At 68.7% G+C, this 25,280-nt stretch carries 26 protein-coding genes and 1 other RNA gene; 10 read left to right on the top strand and 17 right to left on the bottom strand.

Annotated elements, in window-relative coordinates:
* Nucleotides 1-2: 2 nt before the first annotated feature.
* The 7 genes from ACZ6SF_RS18040 to fabG form a co-directional block, all read right to left on the bottom strand.
* The gene (locus tag ACZ6SF_RS18040; protein ID WP_466063278.1) at nucleotides 3-401 is read right to left on the bottom strand and encodes a TOBE domain-containing protein; all 399 of its coding nucleotides are present in this window, start codon (nucleotides 399-401) and stop codon (nucleotides 3-5) included.
* A gap of 31 nt (nucleotides 402-432) precedes the next feature.
* The gene (locus ACZ6SF_RS18045) at nucleotides 433-933 is read right to left on the bottom strand and encodes a GNAT family N-acetyltransferase (protein WP_466063279.1); all 501 of its coding nucleotides are present in this window, start codon (nucleotides 931-933) and stop codon (nucleotides 433-435) included.
* 80 nt (nucleotides 934-1,013) lie between these two features.
* Nucleotides 1,014-1,199, bottom strand: a complete 186-nt coding sequence (locus ACZ6SF_RS18050) for a hypothetical protein (protein WP_466063280.1) — start codon at nucleotides 1,197-1,199, stop codon at nucleotides 1,014-1,016.
* A 160-nt stretch (nucleotides 1,200-1,359) separates the two neighbouring features.
* On the bottom strand, nucleotides 1,360-1,857 hold the full coding sequence (locus ACZ6SF_RS18055; RefSeq protein WP_466063281.1) for a hypothetical protein: 498 nt from the start codon (nucleotides 1,855-1,857) through the stop codon (nucleotides 1,360-1,362).
* A 146-nt stretch (nucleotides 1,858-2,003) separates the two neighbouring features.
* Nucleotides 2,004-2,357: a hypothetical protein gene (locus ACZ6SF_RS18060; RefSeq protein WP_466063282.1), complete on the bottom strand. Its 354-nt coding sequence runs from the start codon at nucleotides 2,355-2,357 to the stop codon at nucleotides 2,004-2,006.
* Nucleotides 2,354-2,830, bottom strand: coding sequence for a hypothetical protein (locus tag ACZ6SF_RS18065; RefSeq protein ID WP_466063283.1), 477 nt, complete (start codon nucleotides 2,828-2,830; stop codon nucleotides 2,354-2,356). The genes ACZ6SF_RS18060 and ACZ6SF_RS18065 overlap by 4 nt, the downstream gene beginning before the upstream one ends.
* An 82-nt stretch (nucleotides 2,831-2,912) precedes the next feature.
* Entirely contained in the window at nucleotides 2,913-3,665 is a 753-nt protein-coding gene (fabG, locus tag ACZ6SF_RS18070; RefSeq protein ID WP_466063285.1) for a 3-oxoacyl-ACP reductase FabG, read from the bottom strand.
* A gap of 282 nt (nucleotides 3,666-3,947) precedes the next feature.
* On the opposite strand from fabG, the gene ACZ6SF_RS18075 reads away from it, so the two are divergent.
* Nucleotides 3,948-4,400 (top strand): DUF4870 domain-containing protein, encoded by a 453-nt coding sequence (locus ACZ6SF_RS18075; RefSeq protein WP_466063286.1) that lies wholly within the window; start codon nucleotides 3,948-3,950, stop codon nucleotides 4,398-4,400.
* 92 nt (nucleotides 4,401-4,492) lie between these two features.
* Here the strand turns inward: ACZ6SF_RS18075 and ACZ6SF_RS18080 are convergent, their stop codons facing one another.
* Nucleotides 4,493-5,380 (bottom strand): alpha/beta hydrolase, encoded by an 888-nt coding sequence (locus ACZ6SF_RS18080; RefSeq protein WP_466063287.1) that lies wholly within the window; start codon nucleotides 5,378-5,380, stop codon nucleotides 4,493-4,495.
* A gap of 39 nt (nucleotides 5,381-5,419) precedes the next feature.
* A complete protein-coding gene (locus tag ACZ6SF_RS18085) occupies nucleotides 5,420-6,151 on the bottom strand; it encodes a 2-oxoglutarate/malate transporter (RefSeq protein WP_466063288.1) in 732 nt (243 codons plus the stop codon).
* 37 nt (nucleotides 6,152-6,188) lie between these two features.
* Between ACZ6SF_RS18085 and ACZ6SF_RS18090 the strand changes: the two genes are divergently transcribed.
* Nucleotides 6,189-6,824 carry a TetR/AcrR family transcriptional regulator gene (locus ACZ6SF_RS18090; RefSeq protein WP_466063290.1) on the top strand — a complete coding sequence of 212 codons (636 nt, stop codon included), beginning with the start codon at nucleotides 6,189-6,191 and terminating at the stop codon, nucleotides 6,822-6,824.
* 59 nt (nucleotides 6,825-6,883) lie between these two features.
* An RNA gene (gene rnpB / locus ACZ6SF_RS18095) (RNase P RNA component class A) lies at nucleotides 6,884-7,298 on the top strand.
* Nucleotides 7,299-7,306: 8 nt separating this feature from the next.
* Here rnpB and ACZ6SF_RS18100 read toward each other — a convergent pair.
* A complete protein-coding gene (locus ACZ6SF_RS18100) occupies nucleotides 7,307-7,696 on the bottom strand; it encodes a hypothetical protein (protein ID WP_466063291.1) in 390 nt (129 codons plus the stop codon).
* Nucleotides 7,697-8,099: 403 nt separating this feature from the next.
* Here ACZ6SF_RS18100 and ACZ6SF_RS18105 point away from each other — a divergent pair, with 403 nt between their 5' ends.
* The gene (locus ACZ6SF_RS18105; RefSeq protein WP_466063292.1) at nucleotides 8,100-8,414 is read left to right on the top strand and encodes a hypothetical protein; all 315 of its coding nucleotides are present in this window, start codon (nucleotides 8,100-8,102) and stop codon (nucleotides 8,412-8,414) included.
* A 79-nt stretch (nucleotides 8,415-8,493) separates the two neighbouring features.
* Here ACZ6SF_RS18105 and ACZ6SF_RS18110 read toward each other — a convergent pair whose 3' ends face one another.
* The 4 genes from ACZ6SF_RS18110 to panB form a co-directional block, all read right to left on the bottom strand.
* Nucleotides 8,494-9,372 carry a CHAD domain-containing protein gene (locus ACZ6SF_RS18110; RefSeq protein WP_466063293.1) on the bottom strand — a complete coding sequence of 293 codons (879 nt, stop codon included), beginning with the start codon at nucleotides 9,370-9,372 and terminating at the stop codon, nucleotides 8,494-8,496.
* Nucleotides 9,365-10,333, bottom strand: coding sequence for a prolyl aminopeptidase (gene pip / locus ACZ6SF_RS18115; RefSeq protein ID WP_466063294.1), 969 nt, complete (start codon nucleotides 10,331-10,333; stop codon nucleotides 9,365-9,367). The genes ACZ6SF_RS18110 and pip overlap by 8 nt, the downstream gene beginning before the upstream one ends.
* Nucleotides 10,333-10,749 (bottom strand): hypothetical protein, encoded by a 417-nt coding sequence (locus tag ACZ6SF_RS18120; RefSeq protein WP_466063295.1) that lies wholly within the window; start codon nucleotides 10,747-10,749, stop codon nucleotides 10,333-10,335. The genes pip and ACZ6SF_RS18120 overlap by 1 nt, the downstream gene beginning before the upstream one ends.
* A gap of 125 nt (nucleotides 10,750-10,874) precedes the next feature.
* Nucleotides 10,875-11,747, bottom strand: a complete 873-nt coding sequence (gene panB / locus ACZ6SF_RS18125) for a 3-methyl-2-oxobutanoate hydroxymethyltransferase (RefSeq protein ID WP_466063296.1) — start codon at nucleotides 11,745-11,747, stop codon at nucleotides 10,875-10,877.
* Between the two features lie 157 nt (nucleotides 11,748-11,904).
* Between panB and ACZ6SF_RS18130 the strand changes: the two genes are divergently transcribed.
* The 4 genes from ACZ6SF_RS18130 to ACZ6SF_RS18145 all read left to right on the top strand — a co-directional run bounded on the left by ACZ6SF_RS18130 (nucleotide 11,905) and on the right by ACZ6SF_RS18145 (nucleotide 19,645).
* The gene (locus ACZ6SF_RS18130) at nucleotides 11,905-13,437 is read left to right on the top strand and encodes an alpha/beta hydrolase (RefSeq protein ID WP_466063297.1); all 1,533 of its coding nucleotides are present in this window, start codon (nucleotides 11,905-11,907) and stop codon (nucleotides 13,435-13,437) included.
* Nucleotides 13,438-13,501: 64 nt separating this feature from the next.
* Nucleotides 13,502-14,839: a type I glutamate--ammonia ligase gene (glnA, locus tag ACZ6SF_RS18135; RefSeq protein ID WP_466063298.1), complete on the top strand. Its 1,338-nt coding sequence runs from the start codon at nucleotides 13,502-13,504 to the stop codon at nucleotides 14,837-14,839.
* A 106-nt stretch (nucleotides 14,840-14,945) separates the two neighbouring features.
* Nucleotides 14,946-17,957: a bifunctional [glutamine synthetase] adenylyltransferase/[glutamine synthetase]-adenylyl-L-tyrosine phosphorylase gene (locus tag ACZ6SF_RS18140; protein WP_466063299.1), complete on the top strand. Its 3,012-nt coding sequence runs from the start codon at nucleotides 14,946-14,948 to the stop codon at nucleotides 17,955-17,957.
* Nucleotides 17,958-18,202: 245 nt separating this feature from the next.
* Nucleotides 18,203-19,645 carry a neutral zinc metallopeptidase gene (locus tag ACZ6SF_RS18145; RefSeq protein ID WP_466063300.1) on the top strand — a complete coding sequence of 481 codons (1,443 nt, stop codon included), beginning with the start codon at nucleotides 18,203-18,205 and terminating at the stop codon, nucleotides 19,643-19,645.
* Between the two features lie 43 nt (nucleotides 19,646-19,688).
* Here the strand turns inward: ACZ6SF_RS18145 and ACZ6SF_RS18150 are convergent, their stop codons facing one another.
* Together ACZ6SF_RS18150 and ACZ6SF_RS18155 are read right to left on the bottom strand one after the other, a co-directional pair.
* On the bottom strand, nucleotides 19,689-20,549 hold the full coding sequence (locus ACZ6SF_RS18150; protein ID WP_466063301.1) for an alpha/beta hydrolase: 861 nt from the start codon (nucleotides 20,547-20,549) through the stop codon (nucleotides 19,689-19,691).
* A 101-nt stretch (nucleotides 20,550-20,650) separates the two neighbouring features.
* Nucleotides 20,651-22,093 carry a M20/M25/M40 family metallo-hydrolase gene (locus tag ACZ6SF_RS18155; RefSeq protein WP_466063302.1) on the bottom strand — a complete coding sequence of 481 codons (1,443 nt, stop codon included), beginning with the start codon at nucleotides 22,091-22,093 and terminating at the stop codon, nucleotides 20,651-20,653.
* Between the two features lie 138 nt (nucleotides 22,094-22,231).
* On the opposite strand from ACZ6SF_RS18155, the gene ACZ6SF_RS18160 reads away from it, so the two are divergent.
* Nucleotides 22,232-22,969, top strand: coding sequence for a DUF4191 domain-containing protein (locus tag ACZ6SF_RS18160; protein ID WP_466063303.1), 738 nt, complete (start codon nucleotides 22,232-22,234; stop codon nucleotides 22,967-22,969).
* Between the two features lie 44 nt (nucleotides 22,970-23,013).
* On the opposite strand, the gene ACZ6SF_RS18165 is transcribed toward ACZ6SF_RS18160, so the two are convergent.
* Complete coding sequence (locus ACZ6SF_RS18165; RefSeq protein WP_466063304.1) at nucleotides 23,014-23,469, bottom strand: RDD family protein; 456 nt, start codon at nucleotides 23,467-23,469, stop codon at nucleotides 23,014-23,016.
* Nucleotides 23,470-23,728: 259 nt separating this feature from the next.
* On the opposite strand from ACZ6SF_RS18165, the gene glnA (ACZ6SF_RS18170) reads away from it, so the two are divergent.
* Complete coding sequence (glnA, locus tag ACZ6SF_RS18170) at nucleotides 23,729-25,165, top strand: type I glutamate--ammonia ligase (protein ID WP_466063305.1); 1,437 nt, start codon at nucleotides 23,729-23,731, stop codon at nucleotides 25,163-25,165.
* Nucleotides 25,166-25,280: the final 115 nt, after the last annotated feature.

Consider the following 25,280-nt stretch of genomic DNA (forward strand, 5'->3'; position numbering starts at 1 on the left):
CATCAGCTCTCCGGGATCTCGACCACGACATGCGTCGATTTCACCGACGCCACTGCCACACTGCCCACTTCGAGCCCGAGTTCGTCCACCGATTCCCGGCTCAGCAGCGAGACCAGCCGGAAAGGCCCGGCCTGCATCTCCACCTGCGCCATCACGGTATCGGTGACCACCCGGGTCACGATGCCACGCATCCGGTTACGCGCGGACGCCGCCACGGTCACCCCGGGCTCGGGCGCCTCGGCGATCTCCCGGGCCAGCTCCGCGAGCTGCGCGCCGCCGACACCCTGGCGCCCGTTCTCCAGCCGGACCGCCTCGAGGCGCCCCTGGTCGATCCAGCGCCGTACGGTGTCGTCGCTGACACCGAGGAGCGCGGCAGCGTCCTTTATCCGTAGATGCGTCACGTGGCGAAGTATATCGACGCATCTGCGTCCGTTAAGGGGCGAATATGATCTTCGGCTGGGGGAGCGCGAGCAGCATCTCGTTCTCGGGCCGCGGATCGTCGGTATCGCACGACCGCACCGCGCCGGTCGGGGTGAACCCGGTGCGTAGGTAGAGACGCTCGGCAGCCCGGTTACCCTCGATCACCCATAACCGCAGGGTGCGGTGTCCCGCCCGCCGGGTCCATTCGATCACCGCCCGCACCAGCCGGTCGGAAACCCCGGTCCGCCGGGCCGTCGGCGCGGTCCACATGGAGACCAGCTCCGGCCCGGCGGTGGTCTCGATGACCCCCGCGGATCCCACCGGCCGCGCCTCGGATTCGGCGACGAAGAACACGTCGCGTTTCCCCGTCCACTCCCGCCATCGGTGTTCCTCCCAACACGCCGCGTCCGCGTGCGTGACGGAGAAGGTGCCGGGCGGTGACCCGGCCAGTGCGTCCAACCGGACCGCCCGCGCGGTCCGCCAGTCCTCGGGTCCGATTCGTCGTATCCGCATATGTCGAGAATGCGGCCGGCGGGCCTGCGCGGTAAGGCTTTTACCCAGGATGCTACGAGACCGTTGCCGGGCTCCGAGGGTCAGTCACCCCGCAGCAACTCGGACGCCGGCGTGACCTGGGTACCGAACACCGTCCACGCCGACCCGTCCGCCACTCGGCGCAGGTCGAACCGGTATTTTCCGTAACAGGCCCGCGAAACCGACGACAACCTGGCCTGCCCGACCACCCGATACCGGTCCCCGTCGATACGCACCATTCGCTCCATTTCCCGATCCCCTTTCACCGTCGCGTGTCGAGCCCGGTTACGGGAGCCACTGTCGCAGCGCGGGGCTGAAGGGACCCTGAAGCGATCTGAAGCCCGCTTCAGGAACAGGTGATAGGGGAGTGCGAGGTTCGGTTCGTCGACAACGCGAATCCGTGCGGTGCTACCTCGCCGGCAGCGTGTAGTCGACGGCCACCGAATCGGGCCGGTGCTGTTCCCTGGTGGTGACGGTCGCCCGGTAGCGGCCCGGTTCGGTGGGGAGCTGGGCACTGTTGTACCAGGGCAGTTGCTGGTCGGGGTCGGCGATCGAGCCCGCCGCGCCCGCGAACTCTATCGGGACCTCCCCGGTGGCGCCGGTGTCCAGGTTCCGCCAGGTCACATACGCGGTGGTGCGGCAGGGGCTGTCCGGGTCGGAGGGCTGCTCGGCGACGAACGCGGGGTCGGTGTTGTAGAACGCGAAGGTGAGCGTGATGCGGCCGGTGGGTTCGTCGACGGTGCCGCGGATATTCCCGTAGCACGTGCCGCTACCTTCGGTCACCATCGTTTCGAGCGGCTCCTGGATCGCGGGCCCGGCGGCCGCGGGACCCGCGAACGCGATGACGGGTACGCAGACCAGCGAAGCCGCGGCGAGCGTGGTGCCGAATGTGCGCGTGGAACGCATGGTGTCCTCCCGGTGCGAATTCAACCCCTTCCCCCACACCATCGTCACTCCCGGGCGAACCTGTTAACCCTCCTGTCCGTCCGGGCCGGGCACAGGCGGTCTCACGCCGAATCTCGACGTGATGGCACCGGAAATCCGGGGGTGGGCTACTCGGTTTCCTTGGGGTGGGCTGTGCCCGCCGCTTTGATCCACAGCGTCCGTCGCGGTCTATCGACCAGATACCAGATTCTTCCGCCGCCGGTGACCTCGATCTGCCATTGTTCCATCGCGATCCCTGCATGGTTGGCACTGTCCAGGCGCCCCTTCAGGCGGTGATGTCTGGAGGTGGCTTCCGGTGTATCGGGACGTGCTCGCAGTTCCTTCCACGCCGCCAGTGTGTTGGACGCGGCCTGCTGGCAGAGCGCATCCCAGCCCTTGGCGGCTTCGGTACCGGCGAACCGCAGATCCCAGCCTCCGGGTTCCGCTGGTGGTGCCACCCGGTCGCCGCGTTTCGGACTCATGTGGCGTCCGGTTCCGGGACGGAGCCGAGGTCGTCGTCGGTATCGGCAGCGAGCAACGCGGCGAGTTCCGGGTCGGCGATGATCTCGGCCGTATGCCGCCAGGACTCGATCACCTGCACGATCGGAGCGGGATTGTTGAGGGAATCCGCGGCTCGCATCGTCGAAACCAACTCGACGACGAACTGCTGAACCTCTTCGCGGGACAGGAATGCGACCCAGGGGAAAACCTCGGGTAGCACGTCGGTCACCAGGTCGCGGACCCCCGCGTCCCGTTGCATCAGTGCCACGAAGATCTGAGTGGTGGCCGAGGACGCTTTGTGTTCCAGTTCGGCGCGAGCGGCCGTCGTCAGGACGAGATCTTCGTCGTCGCGCCGACGAATCCGCAGCCACTGCCCCGGCGTCCTGCGGAGTCGTTCGACCGTGGCCTTGCCCCGTAGCTGTAGTTCCGAGAAGGCGACCTCATGAACGGACATACTTTTAATCTACATTAAAAGTCGATGGACAGGCTCCGGAAGGTGAGGTGGGGTAGCCGGCGGGCCACCCCACCTGCTGCCGTCAGTCCCGCGGACCACCCGCGACATAGATGACCTGACCCGAGACGAACCCCGCGCCCTCGCTGGCCAGGAACGACGCGGTATGCGCGATATCCTCCGGCTGGCCGACCCGGTTCACCGGGATCTGGGCGGCGGCGCCCTTCTGGAAGTCCTCGAAATCCACGCCCACGCGGGCGGCGGTCGCGGCGGTCATATCGGTGACGATGAAACCGGGGGCGATCGCGTTGGCGGTGACGCCGTATTTGCCGAGTTCGAAGGCGAGGGTTTTGGTGAAGCCCTGCATACCGGCCTTCGCGGCGGAGTAGTTGGCCTGGCCGCGGTTGCCCAGGGCCGAGGTGCTGGACATGTTGACGATACGGCCGTACTTCTGTTCGACCATGTACTTCTGGGCGGCCCGGGTCAGCAGGAAGGCGCCGCGCAGGTGTACGCCCAGGACGGTGTCCCAATCGTCGACGCTCATCTTGAACAGCAGATTGTCGCGCAGTACGCCGGCGTTGTTGACCACGACGGTCGGTTCGCCCAGTTCCCGGGCCAGCCGCTCCACCGCGGCGGTCACCGATTCCTCATCGCTCACGTCGGCGCCCAGTTCGATCGCCTGACCGCCGGCCTGTGTGATCGCCTTGACGGTGTCGGTGCAGGCGGCTTCGTCGAGGTCCAGGACCCCGACCTTCATCCCGTCGGAGGCGAGCCGTTTGGCGATTGCCGCCCCGATTCCGCGGGCGGCGCCGGATACCACTGCGATCCTCTCGGCCATGGGTTATGAGTCCTCTCCTGTGGGCGATTAGTTCTTACGCCATCCAACACCGTCGGTGAGCGCGGATCGAGAGGGTGCCGGTACAAGATCTCCGGCGGATGGCTGTGCGCGCGGGACAGTGCAGGTCGGATCGGTTCCGGGCGCCGGGCGAGGATGTGGCAGAGGAGGACATCGGTGACGTTCACGGGACAGTTCACCAAGGTGTGGTGTTTTTGCACTCCCTAATCGGGGTCCGGGCGTTTATTCTCGAAAACGTCCTGTTACCAGCGAGTTTGGAATGTGATGACCGCACCTCAGTCTCCGTACGACCCGACCAAGGGTCAGCAGCCCTATCCGTCGCAGCCGGAATACGGCTCCCCCCAGCCCTACGGCGCGCCGCAGCCCGCCTACGGCGCCCCCGGCGCGCAGCCGGTTTCCCCCTCCGACGCCAAGACCTGGGCGATGCTGGCGCATTTCGGCGCCATCGTGCTGGGCTTCATCGCTCCGCTGGTCGTCTGGCTGATGTACAAGGACCGCGACGAGTTCGTGCGCCGGCACGCGGTGGAATCGCTGAACTTCCAGATCCTGCTCGCCATCGGCTACGTGGTGTCCATGGTGCTGATGTTCGTGCTGATCGGGCTGCTGCTGTTCCCGATCATCTGGATCGCCGGCATTGTGCTGGAGGTCATGGGCGGGATCGCGGCCAACGGCGGCCGCGAGCACAAGTACCCGTTCAACGTCTCGTTCGTGAAATGACCCGATCCGGGCTGGCGGCCGGGAGGACGGCGACCCGGTGAATCTGCGTGGTACCGGGATCGGCGCAGTGGTCCCGGTACTCGTGACTCCGGTCAGGGACGCAGTATCGAGGTGAGGAAATCGGTCTGGTCGTAGACGGCCTGTTCGAAGACCTCGTCGAAGTAGATATCGAAGTGGTTGCCCGGATACCGTTTCACCACGGCGTGCTTGGTTTTCTCCGCGGCCCGCAGGGTGGGTTTCACCGGGGTCACCGAATCCCCGTCGCAGACCGCGTACAGCACCGGCATCTTCAATTCCTTGACGTGGCGGGCGGGGCGGTCGAACAGGATCGACAGTGCCGCCCGGGCGGCGATCTTCGGCCGGTAGGCGCTGCTCTCCTCGGCCAGCCGGCCGAATCCGGTGGGCACATCGGTGCCGGTCGCCATGGCCGCCGCGCGTTTCCGCCCCGCCAGCCGGATTCCCACCGGTTTGCGGAACAGCGTGCCGAATACGAGGTCGGCGAATGCGAGGGTGCCCACTTTGATCAGGCTCAACGGCCCCTTCGCCAGCGCCGAGCGCAGACCGCTGACCATCGGGACCTGGGCGACCACGGCGGCGATATAGGCATCGTCGGGCGCCACCGACAGCGCGTGCCCGCCGCCGAGCGATGTCCCCCACAGCGCGATCCGTGTCGCGTCGAATCCGCGCAGGGTGCGGGCGTAGGCGATGGCCGAGGTCCAATCCTCGCGCTGTCTGGCGAGATTGACGATCTGACGGGGGTCGCCGTCGCTGGCGCCGAAATGCCGGTAGTCGAAGGCCAGCACCCCCATTCCCGCCGCGGCGAATCGCCGCGCGAACCGATCCAAACCCATTTCCCGGTTTCCCCCCAGTCCATGCCCCATCACCACGATCGGGCGGGGTTTGGGCGGACCTGCCGGTAGATACAGCCAGCCGGCACATTTCTGGCCCCCCGACGGGAAGCCGACCTCGACACGCTCCATGAAGATCGACCGTACCCAGTTCTCGGTTCCGGTGAACTGTCAGGCCGGGTGGGCGCTCTCACGTTTCCCGGCACCGGGAACCGTCGCGGCGTCGCGGCCGGACTGCGGACGCCGGATCAGGGCGATTCCGAAACCGATGAGCCAGAGGACCCAGAGGAGCCAGCCGAACAGCCCCAGCAGGCTCAACCGGTCATGACCGGTGGTGATCAGCGCGGTCAGCGAGGCGGACGCGAACTGCAGGGCGGCGGCGATGATTCCGAGCAGGAAACGCCACCGGCCCAGGATGCCGGCACCGTAGCCCGCGGTTCCCAGTCCCAGCATCGCCAGTGCGAGAAAGGTGCCGTTGAATCCGAACAGCGCCTCGTGTACTGCCCACAGCGTGCGCAACTGGTCCGGATCGTCGAGGGCGGACATGGCCATCCGTAGCGCGACCACCACCGTGAACACCCCGTTCTGCAACAGCACTCCGGCGAAACCGGCATAGGCCGGTCCCGCCGGTGCGTCCGGGCCGGTGCGCAGTACCGCGGCGAGAGCGCCGGCGGCGAAGATCGAGGCCAGGATCCAGGCGGCGGGGAGGAACAGCGCGATGACGCCGGTGGGTTGATCGGCGGTGGTGAAGAATTCGATCGCTTCGGTGGCCGGTGCTCCCGGTGACGGCATACCGGCGGGCACGACGACGAGGTTGGCGGTGACGATGAGGAGGGCGAATCCGATGGCCGCCACACCCGCGGTCCGGGCGGAGGCCGCGGCGGCGACTACTTTATCAAGCATATATTGAATATAAGCCGAATAAATCGAAAGGGAAGGGATGGACGGCGAACCGATACGACGCCGATACGAATCGCTGCACCGAACGGCCCAGGCGCAGGAGACCGGCGCGCGGATCGCCCGATGCGCGCGCGAGCTGTTCGTGGCCCGAGGGTGGGCGGCGACCACGGTGCGGGAGGTGGCCCGGGCGGCCGGTGTCTCGGTACCGACGGTGTACGCGGTGTACGGCAACAAGGCCGGGCTGACCAGGGCGCTGGCCGATGCCGCGGACCTCTCCGGTGACCTGCCCCGGATGATCACCGAACTCGAGGCCGCCGACGGTCCCGCGGCGCAACTCGCCGCCATGGCCGGATACGACCGGCGGCTGTTCGAGGGGGCGGGTGATGTCATCACCCTGCTGCGGGAGGCCGGGCGCGCCGAACCCGAACTGGCCCGCGAATATCGAGACGGCCGCCGCCGCGCCGACGGAACCCGGATCGAGGTGTTCGGCGCCTGGCCCGCCGGCACCCTTCGTCCCGGGCTGGCGGCCGCCGACGCCGTCGATATCTATGCGGCGCTGTGCACAATCGACGTGTTCACCGTGCTGATCGAGGAACGGGGCTGGTCACCGGACCGGGTCGAGCAGTGGTGGTGCGCCGTGCTGGCCCGGGAACTACTCGCCGACCCGCCACGGTGACCCGGGACCGGCCCGCGGCGCGGTGGCCGGCCGGGCGCCGAGTATTCTGTTGCGGCGGATGAGTCGGCCGGGCGGTCGCGGCGCCGGGAACGGATACCGATCGGTGTCATGCCCGGTGCCGAGGAAAGTCCGGACTCCACAGAGCAGGGCGGTTGCTAACGGCAACCCGGGGCAACCCGCGGGACAGTGCCACAGAAAACAGACCGCCCGCGGCCCGCGAGGGCCGCGCGGTAAGGGTGAAACGGTGCGGTAAGAGCGCACCAGCGCCCCGGGTGACCGGGGCGGCTCGGTAAACCCCGCCCGGAGCAAGGTCGAAGATCGCATCTCACGGTGCGATTGCGCAGGTGCCCGAGGGCTGCTCGCCCGAGCCTGCGGGTGGACCGCTCGAGGTACCCGGCAACGGTGTGCCCAGATGGATGGCCGCCACCCGGTGCGAACCGGGGACAGGATCCGGCTTACAGGCCGGCTCATCCGCCCGCCGGTCACTGTCCCCGGCACATCACCGCGATCATCTGATACACCGCCTGCGCCTCCTGCGGGCTCGCCTGTCCACCGCCCTCGCCGAGCCGATCGGTCAGCGCGTCGACCGCCTCGTTCTCCGGTGTGCCCGAACGGATATCGTCGCAGGTCTCGGTGAAGATCGCCGTGATCGCGGCATCGTCACGGCCTTCGGCGAGCGCGGGGAACCCGCCCCGGAAGCCGATGACGAAGGAGCCCGCCTTCACCTGGTCGAGGGCGGCGGAATCGGGGCTCGGCGCGGCCACGGTCGTGGTGGTCTCCGTGTCCGGCGCGCTGTTCTCGCTCTGACAGGCGGTGCCGGCCAGCGCGAAGGTGACGAGGGCAGCGGAAAGCAGGGTGAATGGTCTGATCACGAGCCGGATAGTAACTCCGCGAGATGGACACCGCCCCCCGCCGGACGGGGGACGACGTTCATCCAGCGGCTACTAGGCCGACGGACCGATGACGAGCATCTGCGCCAGCGCCGTGGCCTGCTGCGGGCCGAGGATGGGAAGCAGATAGTCATAGATGAGAGTGGACATACGTGATGAAACTCCAGCTCGGATATCGTCGGACGCTTACGGTTCGCCACAGTAGCAGTTGTGTGAGCGGGGGGAGTTTTTCCCGACTGATTTGTGTAGAACTGGCATAAATGGTGACCGGCGTCATAAAGTAGGGCGCGTCGGCAGGCTCGCCGCGGTGCATCGAAGCGCACGCCCCGAGCCGATTCATACCTCTGAAGGACAGGTCACGAAACATATGCGGGTAGCACGTTCCTTGGCAGCCGGAGCTTTCATCGCCGGTGCCGCATCCGTTCTCGCCACCGTGGGCGCAGGTTCGGCCGGCGCGGTCGCGGTGACGCCGCTGCCCGGCGGTGTGCGGGTGGACCTCAGCCCCGCGGACACCCGGTGGGTACACGACAACAATTTCGGTCACACGCTGGCGGGTATTCCGCATCCCTCGGCGCCCTCGTTCGGGATGGCCCTGGATTCCGCGGCCGCGGTCTCGTCGACCCATCCCAACGGCCGGGTGGTGTTCACGGTATTCGGCCCGCTGCACGAACTGAACGGGTCCATGCTGGCGTTGCAGTGACGCAGGCTTTTTCGCGGCGCGAGCCGGTACCGGAGATCCGGTACCGGCTCGCGGCTTTTCCCGGTACCGCGATTTCCGGTCAGGTTTTGTCGATGGCCGCGGCGGCCGCGGGATAGTGGGCGAGATGCCCGCCGGCCGCGGTGTCCTCCGCGTCGGCCAGGGTCACATAGAGCGTGGTGTCCTCGCCGGCGGCGCGTGCGTCGGCCGCGCGGGCGCGCAGCGCGTCGAACGATTCCACCGCGTCGCGGTGATCGCCCAGTACGGTCTGCAGACGTTTCGCCCGGGACCCGAGATCGGCGGCGCGATCGCCGAGGGTGGGTTTCGCGGCCTCGCAGGAATAGCGTAAGCGCTTGGCGCTCTTGCGGATATCGTGCAGCAGCTCCACCCGGTCGGCCGGGGCGGCGGTGGGCTCGGCCCGGATCAGCCGGCGTACCCGTTTTCGGTCGGCGCGCAGCACCTCGTCGAATACCTCGTCCGCATCGGCCTTCCGCGCGGATTTCGGCATCGGCGGATCCTTGCGCCAGGTCTTCAATTCCCGGCGCATCGCGCGATAGCGCTTGCTGTCGAGTGCGATGAGTATCTGCGCGTGGGCCTCGCGGTAGCGATCCTCTTCGGCGCGCACCAGCCGGTCGCGGGTGGGTTCCAGTGCGGCGCAACCGGGCTCGGCGAACCGGTCCAGCAGTGCGGTGAAACGCGCGCCGCGCACCTCGGCGTCGCGGGCGACCCCCAGCAGCCCGGCGAGCCAGGAGAGTTCGGCGCGCATCCGGTTCGCCGCGTCGGCGTCCAGCAATTTCTTGTAGGAGCGGAGCACGCTGCGTAACCGCCGCGTCGCGACCCGCATCTGGTGAACCGAATCGTCCTCGTCGGCGCGGACCTCCGGTTCGGCGGCGAGTAGTCGTTCGATATCGGCGCGTAATGCCGCCGTGAGCGCGGCCGCGGCGGTGATGTTCTCACTCATGGCCGGACCCGGCGAAGAAATCGGTCGCCTCCACCAGATGGTGGACGATTCCGGGTTCACTGGCCGAATGCCCGGCATCGTCGACGATATGCAGCCGGGAGCCGGTCCACGCGCGATGCAGATCCCACGCGCTCACCGCCGGGCAGACGATATCGTGGCGGCCCTGCACGATGATGCCGGGAATCCCGGCGATCGCCTCGATATCGCGCAGCAGTTGCCCCTCGTCCAGAAAACCGCCGTGCCGGAAGTAATGGTTCTCGATACGGGCGAACGCGAGCGCGAAACGGGGATCGGCCGAATCGGCGACCCGGTTCGGATCCGGGCGCAGCGAACTGGTGGCGGCCTCCCAGGTGGACCACGCCACCGCGGCCGCGGTCGCGATTTCCGGATCGGGGGAGTTCAAGAGTTCGTGATAGGCCTCGACGAGATCCCCCGCGCGCTCGGACTCGGGAATCGGGGCGAGGAATTTCTCCCATTCGTCCGGGTACACATATCCGGCGCTGCCGTTGTAGTACCAATCGATTTCCTTGCGCCGCAGCAGGAATATGCCGCGCAAAACCAATTCGGTGACCCGCTGCGGATACCGCTGCGCGTACGCCAGCGACAGGGTCGAGCCCCAGGATCCGCCGAAGACGAGCCACCGCTCGATACCGAGGGCGGCGCGCAGCGCTTCGATATCGGCCACCAGATGGGCGGTGGTGTTGACCGAGAGATCGGCGCCGTCGGCGATATGCGGGGTGGACCGGCCGCAACCGCGCTGATCGAGCAGCACGATCCGGTACCGCTCGGGGTCGAAATACCGCCGGTTCAGCGGCGCGGTGCCGCCGCCCGGCCCGCCGTGCAGGAACACCGCGGGTTTCCCGTCCGGGTTCCCGCTGGACTCCCAATAGATCGCCTGGCCGTCGCCGACCTCGAGCATGCCCTCGTCGTGGGGTTCGAGTGGCGGGTAGAGCGTGCGCATCAGAACGCCAGGCCGGAGGCCAGATCCGGGATTTCGAGCGCCTCGACGGCCTGGGTGTGGACATCGGGGCAGGCCTTGGTGGTGACCCGGTCGACGACGGCCTTGTCGGCCAGGACCCGGCCGTTGATACCGCCGTTGGTGAGCGCCCATTCGTGGACCATCGCGTTGAGCCCGACGCGGCCCAGGGTGGGGCCCTGGACCCGCCAGTTGGACAGTTCGGGCTGCATCATGGCGCACAGGTTCTGGGCGGCCTTGTCGGAGACCTCCAGCGGAGTTCCCGGTGCCTCCCCGGTGGTCCGCGGCGCGGAACTCGTGCCGGTGCTCGTGGCCGCGGCGCCGGTGGACGCCGGGGACGGCGATCCGGACTCCATACCGCCGCAGGCCGTGAGCAGCACCGCCGCTCCTATACCCGCCACCGTCAGGGCACCCCGTGTTGTCCAAGCGCGTTGCCGCATCCGTACCTCTGTACTCGAGTCGAAATCGTCGACTTCGAGTCTGCCATCCCGCGCTCGTGTGGGGCGCCCTGTCGGTGGGAGCCCGGTCAGAAGCTGTGTTCGGGACCCGGGAAGGTGCCGCGGCGTACTTCGTCGGCGTAGGCGGCGGCGGCCTCCCGCAGCCGGTCGCCGACCGCGTCGAACCGCTTCACGAACTTGGCGGTCCTACCGCTGGTGTAGCCCGCCATGTCCTGCCAGACCAGTACCTGGGCGTCGCAATCGGCGCCCGCGCCGATACCGACGGTCGGGATGGTCAGTTTGCGGGTGACCTGGCCGGCCAGTTCCGCCGGGACCATTTCCATCACCACCGAGAACGCCCCGGCCGCCTGGACCGCGATCGCGTCGGCGAGCAGCCCCTCGGCGCCCTCGCCGCGGCCCTGGACCCGGAACCCGCCGAGGGTGTTCACGCTCTGCGGGGTGAAACCGATATGCGCCATGACCGGGATACCGGCCGCGGTGAGCAGCGCGATCTGATCGGCGACGCGTTCGCCGCCCTCCAGTTTCACCGCGTGCGCGCCGCCCTCCTTCATGAAGCGGGTGGCGGTGGCGAGGGCCTGTTCCGGTGAACTCTCGTAGCTGCCGAAGGGCAGATCGGCCACCACCAGCGCGTGTGGGGCGCCCCGCACCACGCCGCGGACCAGCGGGATCAGTTCGTCGGCGGTGATGGGCACAGTGGTGTCGTAGCCGTAGACCACATTGGCCGCGGAATCGCCGACGAGCAGGACCGGAATCCCGGCCTCCTCGAACAGGCGCGCGGTGGAGTAGTCGTAGGCGGTGAGCATGGCCCAGCGTTCACCGTTCGTCTTCATCTGCTGGAGATGCTGGACGCGGGTGGGGCGCCGGGCGGGTTTCTCGGATTTCGCGGCGCCGTAGGCGGGAGTTTCCGCCGATGATTCGGACATGCCGGATGTATCGGACATCTTCGTCCCTTTCGTCTCCTCGAGGCCCTGAGCGGGTCCCCGGGCGGGGTTGACGCCTTCCAGTGTGCACCCGCCGCCGACTCGGGACTAAGCCCGCGACCAGGTGCGGTTGGTCACATCCCCGGGAGTCGTCGCTGGTCCGGCTAGCATTGCGGCGGTGCGGAGCGGGCGTGGTGTGCTGGCGGGTGTGCTGGCGGTGGCGGCGGTATGGGTCGCGGGCTGTGGTGCGGAGCCCCCGGAGGCGGTCGCGCCGCCCGCTCCGGTTCCCGCCGAATTGAGCCGGTTCTACAGCCAGGTCCCGGTCTGGGAGTCCTGTACCGGCTACACCGCCCCCGGTGAGGGGTTGCCCCCGGTCGCCCAGTGCGCGCGCATCGAGGTCCCTGTCGACTACGCCGACCCGGACGGGCCCACCGCACAGCTGGCGCTGTCCAGGGTGCCGGCGTCGGGGCAGAAGATCGGATCGCTGCTGCTCAACCCGGGCGGTCCGGGTATGTCCGGGCTGTCCACCGCGACGGTCGGCGGCGGCACCGAACTGGCCGAGCGATTCGACCGGGTGGGATTCGATCCGCGCGGCGTCGGCGCGTCCACGCCCGCGGTGACCTGCCTGACCCCGCAGGAGGCCGATGCCGAACGCGCCGAGCCGCCGGTGCCCAACACTCCCGAAGGCATCGCGTCCGACGAGGCCGAGAACCGCGAGTACAGCGACCGCTGTATGGCGCGCAGTGGTGAGGATCTGCTCGCGCACGTGGGGACCCGCGAAGTGGTCCAGGATATGGACGTCATCCGCGCGGTACTCGGCGATCCGAAGCTGACCTACCTGGGTTATTCCTACGGCACCCGGCTCGGCGCGGCCTACGCGGAGAAGTACCCGGGCAATGTCCGTGCCATGGTGCTCGACGGCGCGATCGATCCGGCCCAGGACCCCGTCGCGGAATCGCTGCGGCAGGCCGCCGGGTTCCAGAAGGCCTTCGACGCCTACGCCGCGGACTGCGTGCAATCGCCGGACTGCCCGCTCGGCGACGATCCGGCCCGGGTCGTTCCGCGGTTCCGCGCGCTGGTGGACCCGCTGTGGGACACCCCCGCCGCCACCACCGACCCGCGCGGCCTCGGTTACGAGGACGCCGTCACCGGCGTGCAGCAGACCCTCTACAGCGCCGATTTCTGGCCGGTGCTCACCGTCGCCCTCACCGAGCTGGGCGAAGGCCGCGGCGACACCCTGCTGCAACTCGCCGATATGTACAACGGCCGCCGCGACGACGGCACCTACAGCAATCTCTCCGACGCGTTCAACGCGATCCGCTGCGTGGACGATCCGCGGGTCACCGATCCGGCGGTCGCGGGCCGGCAGGACACCGAGTACCGCGCGGCGGCGCCCTTCCTCGACGACGGGCGCGGGACCGGCGCGGCGCCCCTGGAACTGTGCGCCGGCTGGCCCGTTCCCAACACCAGCCAACCGCACGAGATCTCCGTCGAGGGCCTGCCGACGGTGGTCGTGGTATCCACGACCGGCGATCCGGCGACGCCCTATCAGGCCGGTGTCGATCTGGCCGATCAGCTCGGCGCCGCGCTTATCACGCATGTCGGCGATAGTCACACCGTGGTGCTCAACGGGGGCGCGACCTGCGTCGATGATGCGGTGATCAGCTATCTCGTGGATCTGAGAACCCCGTCCGAAGGCCTGCGCTGTTGATCCGACACACAGCGCAGCGCGTCATGTAACACGGATTTAACGCCAGGTGCATACTCTCGCGGGCATGGATCGCCAGAAGGAATTCGTGCTGCGGACGCTCGAAGAACGGGATATCCGCTTCGTGCGTCTCTGGTTCACCGATGTGCTGGGCTATCTGAAGTCCGTCGCCATCGCGCCCGCCGAACTGGAAGGCGCCTTCGAAGAGGGCATCGGTTTCGACGGTTCGGCCATCGAAGGTTTCGCCCGGATCTCCGAGGCGGATATGGTGGCCCGGCCCGATCCGTCCACCTTCCAGGTGCTGCCGTGGGCCTCCAGCAAGGGCCACCAGCATTCGGCCCGGATGTTCTGCGATATCACCATGCCCGACGGTTCGCCGTCGTGGGCCGATCCGCGCCATGTGCTGCGCCGCCAGCTCAACAAGGCCGGTGATGTCGGGTTCAGCTGCTATGTGCATCCGGAGATCGAATTCTTCCTGCTCAAGAATCAGCCCGACGGCGTGGACCCGGTACCCGCCGATACCGGCGGCTTCTTCGACCAGGCGGTCCACGATTCCGCGCCGAACTTCCGGCGCCATGCCATCGACGCCCTCGAATCCATGGGGATCTCGGTGGAATTCAGCCACCACGAGGGCGCCCCGGGCCAGCAGGAGATCGACCTGCGCTACGCCGACGCGCTGTCGATGGCCGATAACGTGATGACCTTCCGCTACCTGATCAAAGAGGTCGCGATCGACGAGGGTGTGCGCGCCACCTTCATGCCGAAACCGTTCGCGCAGTACCCGGGTTCGGCCATGCATACGCATATGAGCCTGTTCGAGGGCGAGGCGAACGCCTTCTCCGATCCGGACGACCCGGACAACCTCTCCACGACCGCACGCGCCTTCATCGCCGGCATCCTCGAGCACGCGCACGAGATCAGTGCCATCACCAACCAGTGGGTGAACTCCTACAAGCGGCTCATCCACGGTGGCGAGGCGCCCACCGCGGCCTCGTGGGGCCGGTCCAACCGGTCGGCGCTGGTCCGGGTGCCCATGTACACCCCGAACAAACAGTCCTCGCGACGCGTCGAGATCCGCAGCCCCGATTCGGCCTGCAACCCGTACCTGACCTTCGCGGTGCTGCTGGCCGCGGGTCTGCGCGGGGTCGAAAAGGGCTACACCCTGCCCGCGGAGGCCGAGGACGACGTCTGGTCGCTCACCGCGGCCGAACGGCGTGCCATGGGCTTCAAGGAACTGCCCGGCACCCTGGACGAGGCCCTGCACGCCATGGAGCGGTCCGAGCTGGTCGCCGAAACGCTCGGCGAGCACGTGTTCGATTTCTTCCTGCGCAACAAGCGCCGGGAATGGGCGGACTACCGGGCCCAGGTGACTCCGTTCGAACTGCGCGAATACCTGGGTCTCTGAGCCCGATGCCCGCGGGGCCGCCGGCCCCGCGGGTAGCAGACGAGAGGATCGCCCGAGGCCGAGGGGGCGCCCACAAACGGGCCCCGATTATCGGTACCTTGAGCTCATGGTCCGCCCTCCGTCCGCCAGGTCCGCCGTACCCGGCGCAGGCCGTCTCGGATTGCTCGAACCGACGGCCGCCGCCTCGCTGAAGACCCTCGGCTGGGACAACGTCGACAGCATTCCGGTGCTGTGGGCGCTGTCCCGGGCCCCGGACGCCGACCTCGCGCTGAATACGCTGATCAGATTGTCCGAGGCGCTCGGAAACGATTGGGCGGAACTGGATTCGGCGATTCGCGCCGAGAAGATGCTGCGCGGCCGGTTGTTCGCGCTCCTGGGGTCCTCGACGGCGCTCGGCGACCATCTGGTGGCCGATCCCGGGTCGTGGGAGTTGCTGCGCCGCGAGGAACTGCCCGATCGCGACGAACTGATCGCCGATCTGCTCGCGGTCGTCGCGGCCGAACCGGAGCCGGGCCCGAACGCCTCGCCGATGCTGTACCGGGCCGGGGAATCCGGACCGGAAGTGGTCGCGTCGCTGCGTAAGCGGTACCGCGACCAGCTCATGCTGCTGGCCGCGGTGGACCTGGCCGCCACCGTCGAAGACGAGCCGGTGATCCCGTACGAGCAGGTCGGGCGGCAGCTCACCGCGCTCGCCGACGCCGCCCTCACCGCGGCCCTGGCGGTGGCGGTGGCGCGGGTGTGCCGGAGCGAGCCGTGCCCGGTGCGGCTGGCGGTCATCGCCATGGGCAAGAGTGGCGCGTGCGAGCTCAACTACGTCAGTGACGTCGATATCGTGTTCGTCGCCGAACCCGCCGATTCCGTGGCGACCCGGCTGGCGGCCGAACTGATGACGGTGGGGTCCTCGGCCTTCTTCGACGTGGACGCCGCGCTGCGGCCGGAGGGCAAGGCGGGTGCGCTGGTGCGCACGCTCGACTCGCATCTGGCCTACTACCAGCGCTGGGCGCGCACCTGGGAGTTCCAGGCGCTGCTCAAGGCCCGGCCCATGACCGGCGATATCGAACTCGGCGAACAGTACCGGTCCGCCACCGACGCGCTGGTGTGGACGGCCTCCGAACGCCCGGATTTCGTCCCCGACGTCCAGGCGATGCGCCGCCGGGTGGAGGATCTGGTACCCGCGGAGATGCGCGAGCGCGAACTCAAACTCGGCAGCGGCAGTCTGCGGGATGTGGAGTTCGCGGTGCAGCTGCTGCAGCTGGTGCACGGCCGGGTCGACCCGAAGCTGCATGTCCAGGGCACCGTGGAAGCGCTGGCGGCGCTCACCGCGCGTGGTTACGTGGGCCGGGAGGACGCCGCCAATCTCACCGCCTCCTACGAGTTCCTACGCCTGCTCGAACACCGGCTGCAGCTGCAGCGGCTCAAACGGACCCATACGCTGCCCGCCACCGACGACGAGGAAGGTATGCGCTGGCTGGCCCGCGCCGCGCATATCCGCCCGGACGGTAAACGCGACGCCGCGGGCGTACTGCGGGTCGAACTGCGCCGCCAGACCGGCCGGATCCGCCGGTTGCACACCAAACTCTTCTACCGGCCGCTGCTGGAATCGGTGGCCCGGCTGGATTCCGACGCGCTGCGGCTGAGTCCGGACGCCGCCGTCCGCCAGCTCGCCGCCCTCGGTTACGCCGCGCCCGAACACGCGCTGGGGCATCTGCGTGCCCTCACCAGCGGTGTTTCGCGGAAGGGCCGGATCCAGGCGCTACTGTTGCCGACCCTGCTGGAATGGCTCGGCGAGACCCCCGACCCCGATGCCGGGCTGCTGGCCTACCGGCGGGTGTCGGAGGGTCTGGTGGACCAGGACTGGTATCTGCGGGTCCTGCGCGACGAGGGCGCGGTGGGACAGCGGCTGATGATGGTGCTGGGTTCCTCGGCCTATCTGCCGGACCTGCTGATCAACGCGCCCGAGACCATCCGCATGTACGCCGACGGCCCGCACGGGCCGCTACTGCTGCGGACCCAGCCGGCCGAGGTCGCCGGCGGCATCCTGACGGCCGCCGACCGCTACACCGATCCCCGCCGCGCGGTGCTCACCGCCCGGTCCCTGCGCCGCCACGAACTCGCCCGGGTGGCCTCGGCCGATCTGCTGGGGTTGCTGGACGTCCCGCAGGTCTGCGCCGCGCTGTCCGCGGTCTGGGTGGCGGTGCTCGAGGCCTCGTTGCGGGCGGTGATCCGGGCCAGTGTCATCGAACGGGGTGCCCCCGCGCCCGCCGATTTCGCGGTGATCGGCATGGGCCGGCTGGGCGGGATGGAACTCGGGTACGGATCCGACGCCGATGTCCTGTTCGTCTGCGATCCGCGGCCCGGCGAAGAGGAACACGTCGCCGTGAAATGGGCCAACGGTATCGCCGAACAGGTGCAGAAACTGCTCGGCGCCCCCAGCACCGATCCGCCGCTGCAGGTGGACGCGGGGCTGCGGCCGGAGGGCCGCAGCGGGCCGCTGGTCCGTACGCTCGCCGCCTACGACGCCTACTACCGGCAGTGGGCGCAGCCGTGGGAGGTGCAGGCCCTGCTGCGCGCCCATCAGGTGGCCGGGGATCAGGACCTGGGCCTGCGGTTCCTGCATACGATCGACCCCGTGCGCTATCCGTCCGGCGGCGTCTCCGCCGACGCCGTCCGCGAGATCCGCCGGATCAAGGCCCGCGTCGATTCCGAGCGGCTACCCCGCGGCGCCGATCCCGCCACCCACACCAAACTCGGTCGCGGCGGATTGGCCGATATCGAGTGGACCGTGCAACTGCTGCAACTGCAGCATGCCCACGAGATCCCGGACCTGCACAACACCTCGACACTGGAATCGCTGGATGTGATCGAGCGGGCCGGACTGCTCAACCCGGTCGACACCGATCTGCTGCGGCAGTCCTGGATCACCGCGACAGCGGCCCGCAACGCCCTGGTACTGGTCCGCGGCAAACCTTCCGATCAGCTGCCCGGGCCGGGCACGACGCTGTCGGCGGTGGCCCGGGTGGCGGGCTGGCCGACCCATGACGGCGGTGAGTTCCTCGACAACTATCTGCGGATCACCCGGCGGGCCCGGGCGGTGGTGGAACGGGTGTTCGGGGTCTGAGCCCCTGGTCGCGGCGGGATCGCCCGACACGGTGCAGGGCAGGTCCGGGCCGGTGTAAGCCGGAACGGGATGATAACGCCCGGACCCGTCGTCCGTATGACGCAAGGTGAACTGTCCGCCCGCACTTCTTTCCTGTACGGCGTTGCCCGCCTTGTGATTCGATGATCCTCGGTTCGGCCGCGGCGATCATGCGGGCCGGGCGGCGCCGGGCCCGCGGGGTCCGGCCGGGAATCGGGGAGGCAGTAATGACCAGGACACGGTGGTCGCGGCTCATGGTCGCGGCGGCCGCGGGGATGCTCGCGGTATCGGCATTGTCGGCGTGTTCGGACGCGAATTCCGCGCGCAACGCGGTCGCCGCGGAGAATCCGTGGGTGATCACCGGCGCCACGACCAGTACCGGGCCGAGCGGCCCGCGGGACGGGGTGCCCGATACCGACCGGCAGGCCGAGAACAGCGACGGTGGCGATATCGACCGGCTCGCGCTCAACGCGGTCGCCGATATCGAGGAATTCTGGACCGAGAACTATTCGGCCACCTTTCCCGGGGAGTTCCGCCCGGTATCGCGGCTCATCTCCTGGGATGCCGACGCCCGGGAAAGCGAATCGGTCGAGTTCTGCGGAATCAGTACCCACGAGTTGGTGAACGCCGCCTACTGCGGTACCGACGAGACCATCGGCTGGGACCGGGGTGTGCTGCTTCCCGAACTGGTGGACCGTTTCGGCGAGATGTCGGTGGTGATGGTGCTGGCCCACGAATACGGTCATGCCCTGCAGATCCCCGCGGGGATCGCGACCGAGGATTCCGCCGGTCTGGTCACCGAACAGCAGGCCGACTGTCTCGCGGGGGTATTCCTGCGGTACGTCGCCGAGGGCAATTCCCGGCATTTCAGCCTGAACACCAGCGACGGTCTCAACGGTGTCCTGGGCGCCACCGTGGCGGTGCGCGACCGCGATCCCGATAATCCGGAGAACGTGCACGGCAGCGCGTTCGAGCGGGTCACCGCGGTGCAGATGGGCTACACCGACGGCGCCGAGTCCTGCGCGGCCATCGACGAGGACGAGATCGAGCAGCGCCGTGCCGGGCTCCCGGTGACCTTCGATCCGGGCGAGGAGTACATGCAGCTCGAGGTCACCGAGGATTCGCTGCGGGATATGGCCGACGCGCTCGCGGATATCCTGCCGGTCGCCGCGGCCCCCGCCTACGAGTACGAGGGCGCGCCGGTGCGCTGCGCCGACGCCACCCCGGCCGAACCGGTCGGCTACTGTCCGGCCGACGAGGTGATCGGCACCGATGTCGATGCCCTGGCCGAACGCGCGGGCGAGGGTGTGGATCCGGACGAACCGCTGTCGGCCGTCGTCGCGGGTGACTACAACGCCTTCGTCGTCTTCGTCTCCCGCTACACCCTCGCCTACCAGAACGGCGAACAGCTGACGCTCACGGGCGCCGAAACGGCGGGGCTGCGCACCGCCTGCCTCTCCGGTGCGGTGACCACCGCGCTGAGCCGCCCCGACAGCGCGCTGCGGTTGTCGGCCGGTGATCTGGACGAGGCGGTATCGGGCCTGCTGGCCGACGGTATGGCCGCCGCGGATGTGAACGGCGAGGTCGTGCCCGAGGGCTACCTGCGTCTGGAGGCATTCCGGCTCGGGGTGTTCGACGGGGCGGACGCCTGCCTCACCGAGTACGAATAGGCCCGGCGGGCCGGGTGCGGGAATCGCCCCGGCCCGCTGCCCGTCAGTCGGCGGGGAGGTGGGCGTCGAGCCAGGACACCACGTCGGCGAGTACCTGGGCGCGCTCGGGTTCGTTGAAGACCTCGTGGTACAGCCCGTCGTAGCGGCGGACGGTGAGGTCGGTGGTGCCCGCGTGCTGTTCGATCCGGTCGGTACTCGCCGGTGCCGCGATGGCGTCCGCGGTGCCGTGCAGTGCCAGGGTCGGGACGAGCAGCCGCGGCAGCCGGTCGAGAACCCGGTTGGCGGCGGTGAGGATCTCGGTCGCGGTCCGGGCCGGCAGTTTGCCCCGGTACACCAGCGCGTCCTCGTCATAGGCGGTGACCACCGCGGGGTCGCGGCTGATCTGCGACGAATCCAGCTTCAGCACACCCAGATTCGGCGCCAGCCGGGTGAGTACGGGTGCCAGCAGCCGCTGCGCCGGGTTGCCCGCGTCGATGATCAGCGGCGGCGCCGAGACCACCACGCCCGCGACGTCGAGCGGGGCGCGGGTGGCCAGGTACAGGGTGATCAGCGCGCCCATCGAATGGCCGATCAGGAAGGCGGGCAGCCCGGGATGCTCCGCCCGCGCCAGCTCCAGCAGGGCCGCCACATTGTCCGCGGCGTCCTCGACGGATTCGATATTGGCGCGGGCGCCGATCGCGGCCGACTCCCCGTGGCCGATATGGTCCAGCGCGTGCACCGCGAATCCCGCGGCGGCCAGTGTGCGCCCGACGAATTCGTAGCGGCCCGAATGTTCGGCCACCCCGTGCACGAGGACGACCACCCCGCGCGCCGGGGTCGCGGGTAGCCAGGAACGCCGGGCGATCCGGCGCCCGTGGCGCTCGAACTCCCCTCGCCGAACCGAAATCTCCTGGTCGCTGCTCACTTGGGGTCTCCCTCGAAGTCGGTGCCTATGGTCGGCCGGGATGGGGGTACCCGGGATTGCCACTTCTGATGTGTCGGGGCCACTTCTGATGTGTGGGGCCGTCAGCGGGCGGCCCGGACCGGCTCGGTGAGCGCGGCGACGAGGCGCCGGTTGAAGTCGATGAGGCGAGCGTAGTTCACCCGCGACAGTCGTTCGTCGTCGCCGTGGATCCGCTCCAGATCGGTCGCGGTGAGCCGGATCGGCGCGAAATTACAGCGGGTTTCGGCGAGGTCGTCGTAGTGGCGGGAATCGGTGGCACCCGGCACCAGGCCGGTGGTCACCGCGACACCCGGCGCCACCTGCCGGGTGATCCGGGCGATCAGTTCGAAACCGGGTCCGGGCACGGTGGTGGGGGAGGGCTCCGACGACATCCCCACCAGCTCGATCCGCACCCCTTCGTCGCGGACCGTCCGGCGACAGTGCGCCAGCACCGAATCCACCGAATCCCCGGGCAGGATACGGAAATTGATCAGCGCCTCGGCCTGCTGCGGCAGCACATTGGCCTTCACGCCGCCCCGGATCACCGTGGGCGCGGTGGTCGTGCGTACCAGCGCTTCGGTCTGCGGCGTCGCGGCCATGATCCGGCCGATCACCGGTGCCGCGAATCCCGCGAACCCCAGCAGCCGCCGTTTGGTCGCGGGCAGATGCGGTCGCAGGCGGGCGAGCATATCGGTGACCACCGGCGTCACCCGCAGCGGCATCGGATGATCCTGGATCCGGCTCACCGCGCGGCTCAGCCGGCCGATCGCGGTCTGTTTCCCGGGCATGGAGGAATGCCCGCCCTTCTCCGAGACCGATAACCGGATCGTCGCGTACCCCTTCTCCCCGAGCATGATCGTCGCCACCGGTACGCGCACATCGTCGACGATGCCGTCGGTGATCACGCCGCCCTCGTCCAGCAGCAGATCCGCGCGCACTCCGCGCTCCCGCAGCCGGGCCGCCATCAGCACGGCGCCGGAGTCGCCGAACACCTCTTCGTCGTGGCCGAACGCGAGGTAGACGGTATGCCGCGGCCGGGCGCCCGCCGCGAGAGCGGACTCCACGGCTTCCAGGATCGCCAGTACCCGGCTCTTGTCGTCGATGGCGCCGCGTCCCCAGATGAACTCCTCGTCGACCGTGCCCGCGAACGGGGGATGGGTCCAGCGCGACGGTTCGTCGGCCGGCACCACGTCCTGGTGGGCCAGCAGGACCGCCGATGTGCGTGCCGGGTCGGCGCCGCGCCAGGTGTAGAGGCGGCTGTGCCCGAACTTCTCGAGCTCGAGTTCGGCGTGCACCCGCGGGAACGACTCCTCGAGGTGCGCCCCGAGCCGCAGGAACTCCGCGTCGAGCGCACTGTCCGTCGTCCGCGCGGTGCCGGTCGCCCCCGATGCGCCGGCCGCGTCCCGAGCGGGGGAGGTCTCCTCGCGGGACACGGTGACACAGCGCAGCGCGACGGCGAGCCGTTCCGCGGTGGCGTCGTCGACAGGCTCCCCGAGGGACGGACGGGACTCGAGGTTCGCAGACATTCCTGCATTCTCCTCCGCCGCGCAAGCCCGCCGGCCGCGATCCGGCGGGGCGGTGCGCGGCCGGTTCCCGCCCGGCTCCGGCCGCCGTGCCCCGTCCCGTGGCCGGAGGCTCGTGGCGTGGGCATTATTCTGGGAACCATGGCAGCAGGCAAAGCCGACAAAGAGGCGAAAGCCGCCGCGAAAGCGGCGCGCAAGGCACAGTCGAAGGAACGTCGTCAGCAGATCTGGCAGGCGTTCCAGATGCAGCGCAAAGAAGACAAGCTGCTGTTGCCGCTGATGATCGGCGCCGTCCTGGTCACCACGCTGGTGCTGTTCGGGATCGGGTTCCTCTTCGGGGTGCAGTGGTTCCTGCTGCCGCTGGGCCTGCTGCTGGGCGTGCTGTTCGCCTTCATCATCTTCGGCCGCCGGGTCCAGAAGAGCGTCTACGGCAAAGCCGAAGGCCAGGCCGGTGCCGCTGCCTGGGTGCTGGACAACCTGCAGGGCAAATGGCGGGTCAGCAACGGGATCGCGGCCACCACCCAGCTCGACGCCGTGCACCGGGTGATCGGCCTGCCCGGGGTGATCTTCGTGGCCGAGGGCTCACCGCAGCGGCTGCGCTCACTGCTGGCCCAGGAGAAGAAGCGCACCGCGCGCCTCGTCGGCGATACCCCGATCTACGACGTGGTCGTCGGTAACGACGAGGGCCAGGTCCCGCTCAAGGAACTCCAGCGCTACCTCACCAAACTGCCCCGCAATATCGACACCAAGCGGATGGATCAGATCGAGGGCCGGCTGAGCGCGCTGAGCTCGCGCAGCGGCGGTCCGGCGATGCCGAAGGGTCCGATGCCCACCAACGCCAAGATGCGCGGGATGCAGCGCACCATCCGCCGCCGCTGACAGGCCGCCCGCGACCTCGGCCGCCGCGATACGGCCGGCCGAGGTCAGCGGGACCGGACCACCGCGGTCCCGGTCGCGCGGTCGTGCATCCCGCGCCCGTCCGCGTCGGTGAACAGCGCGGGGATAACGAACACCAGCAGGACCTGACGCCCGAGCGCCCGCAGGAACCCGACCGGGGCGTCGGCGTCCACCCGGATCACCCGGATCCGGAGGAAGTACTGCCCGGGGGTGAACCCGAACAGCGTCACCGCCGCGACCCCGATCACGAACCAGATGCCGAGGTTCACCGACGAGGCGGGCATCCCCTGCGCGATCAACGCCGAGATCCCGACCGCGATCAGCCAGTCGACCAGCATCGCGATCACTCGCCGGGACATTCCGGGTAGCGATCCGGCGCCGTCGCGCGGCAACCCCAGCTCGGCTCCCGCGTAATCGTCGTCGGCACCCTTACCCGAGGCGACGGGAGGGCCGGAGAGCCAGGAGCCGGTGATACGTGCCATGCTCCCAGGATAGGCGTAGCCTCCGCCCTCGCTTCGGCGGGATATTCGGACAAACCCGGCGTTCGTGCCGGTCGACGGCCTGGTTGCGGGCCCGGAGCCGAACCCACTGTTCGTGGCGTGGCCCAAGACACCCCGCCGACACGACGTGTAACACTGGCGAAACACACTCTTGACTGGCGGGAAACACCCTGTCCATAGCGTCGGGGCGCGACGCCCTGCACTCGATACTGGCTGGGAATCTATCCGTAAGGAGAACTAAGTGACGTTCAGCACGGCCGACGAGGTCATCAAGTACATCGCGGATCAGGATGTCGAATACGTCGACATCCGCTTCAGCGATCTGCCCGGTGTGCAGCAGCACTTCTCCATCCCGGCGAAGGCGTTCACCGCCGACCTGGCCGAAGAGGGCCTGGCCTTCGATGGTTCCTCGGTGCGGGGCTTCCAGTCCATCGACGAGTCCGACATGCTGCTGCTGCCCGACTACAGCACCGCGGCGCTGGACCCGTTCCGTGCGGCGAAGACGCTCAACATGAACTTCTTCGTGCACGACCCCTTCACCCGCGAGTCCTACTCCCGCGACCCGCGCAATATCGCCCGTAAGGCGGAGGAGTACCTGCGCTCCACCGGTATCGCCGATACCGCCTACTTCGGCGCCGAGGCCGAGTTCTACATCTTCGACTCGGTCCGCTACGACTCCGGTATGAACGGCGCCTTCTACGAGGTCGAGTCGATCTCCGGCTCCTGGAACACCGGCGCGGCGACCAACCCCGACGGCAGCCCGAACCGCGGCTACAAGGTCCGTAACAAGGGCGGCTACTTCCCCGTCGCCCCCTACGACCACTACGTCGACCTGCGCGACAAGATCTCCACCAACCTGCAGAACGCCGGGTTCGAGCTGGAGCGCGGCCACCACGAGGTCGGCACCGCCGGTCAGGCCGAGATCAACTACAAGTTCAACACCCTGCTGGGCGCGGCCGACGATCTGCAGCTGTTCAAGTACATCGTCAAGAACACCGCCTGGGCCGAGGGCAAGACCGTCACCTTCATGCCGAAGCCGCTGTTCGGCGACAACGGCTCGGGTATGCACGCGCACCAGTCGCTGTGGAAGGACGGCAAGCCGCTGTTCCACGACGAGGCCGGCTACGGCGGCCTGTCGGATCTGGCGCGCCACTACATCGGCGGCATCCTGCACCACGCCCCGTCCCTGCTGGCGTTCACCAACCCGACGGTGAACTCCTACCACCGCCTGGTCCCGGGCTTCGAGGCCCCGATCAACCTGGTGTACTCGCAGCGCAACCGCTCCGCCGCGGTCCGCATCCCGGTCACCGGCAACAACCCGAAGGCCAAGCGCATCGAGTTCCGCGCGCCGGACTCCTCGGGCAACCCGTACCTGGCCTTCGCCGCCATGCTGATGGCCGGCCTGGACGGCATCAAGAAGAAGATCGAGCCGCTGGCCCCGGTCGACAAGGATCTCTACGAGCTCCCGCCGGAGGAGGCCAAGAACATCCCGCAGGCCCCCACCAGCCTGGCGTCGGTGATCGACCGCCTCGAGGCGGACCACGATTACCTGACCGAGGGCAACGTCTTCACCTCGGACCTGATCGAAACCTGGATCGGCATCAAGCGCGAGCAGGAAATCGCCCCGGTGAACCTGCGTCCGCACCCCTACGAGTTCGAGCTCTACTTCGACGTGTAAGTCGTAGGGTCGCTCTGTCTTTCGAGCCCTCCCGCAGCTGCGGGAGGGCTCGACTGCGTCAGTGGTAGAGGCCGCACAGGCTTTCGCCGAAATTCGGTCGACGCGCGAGGTCGGC

This window comes from Nocardia sp. NPDC049935 (assembly GCF_055586645.1).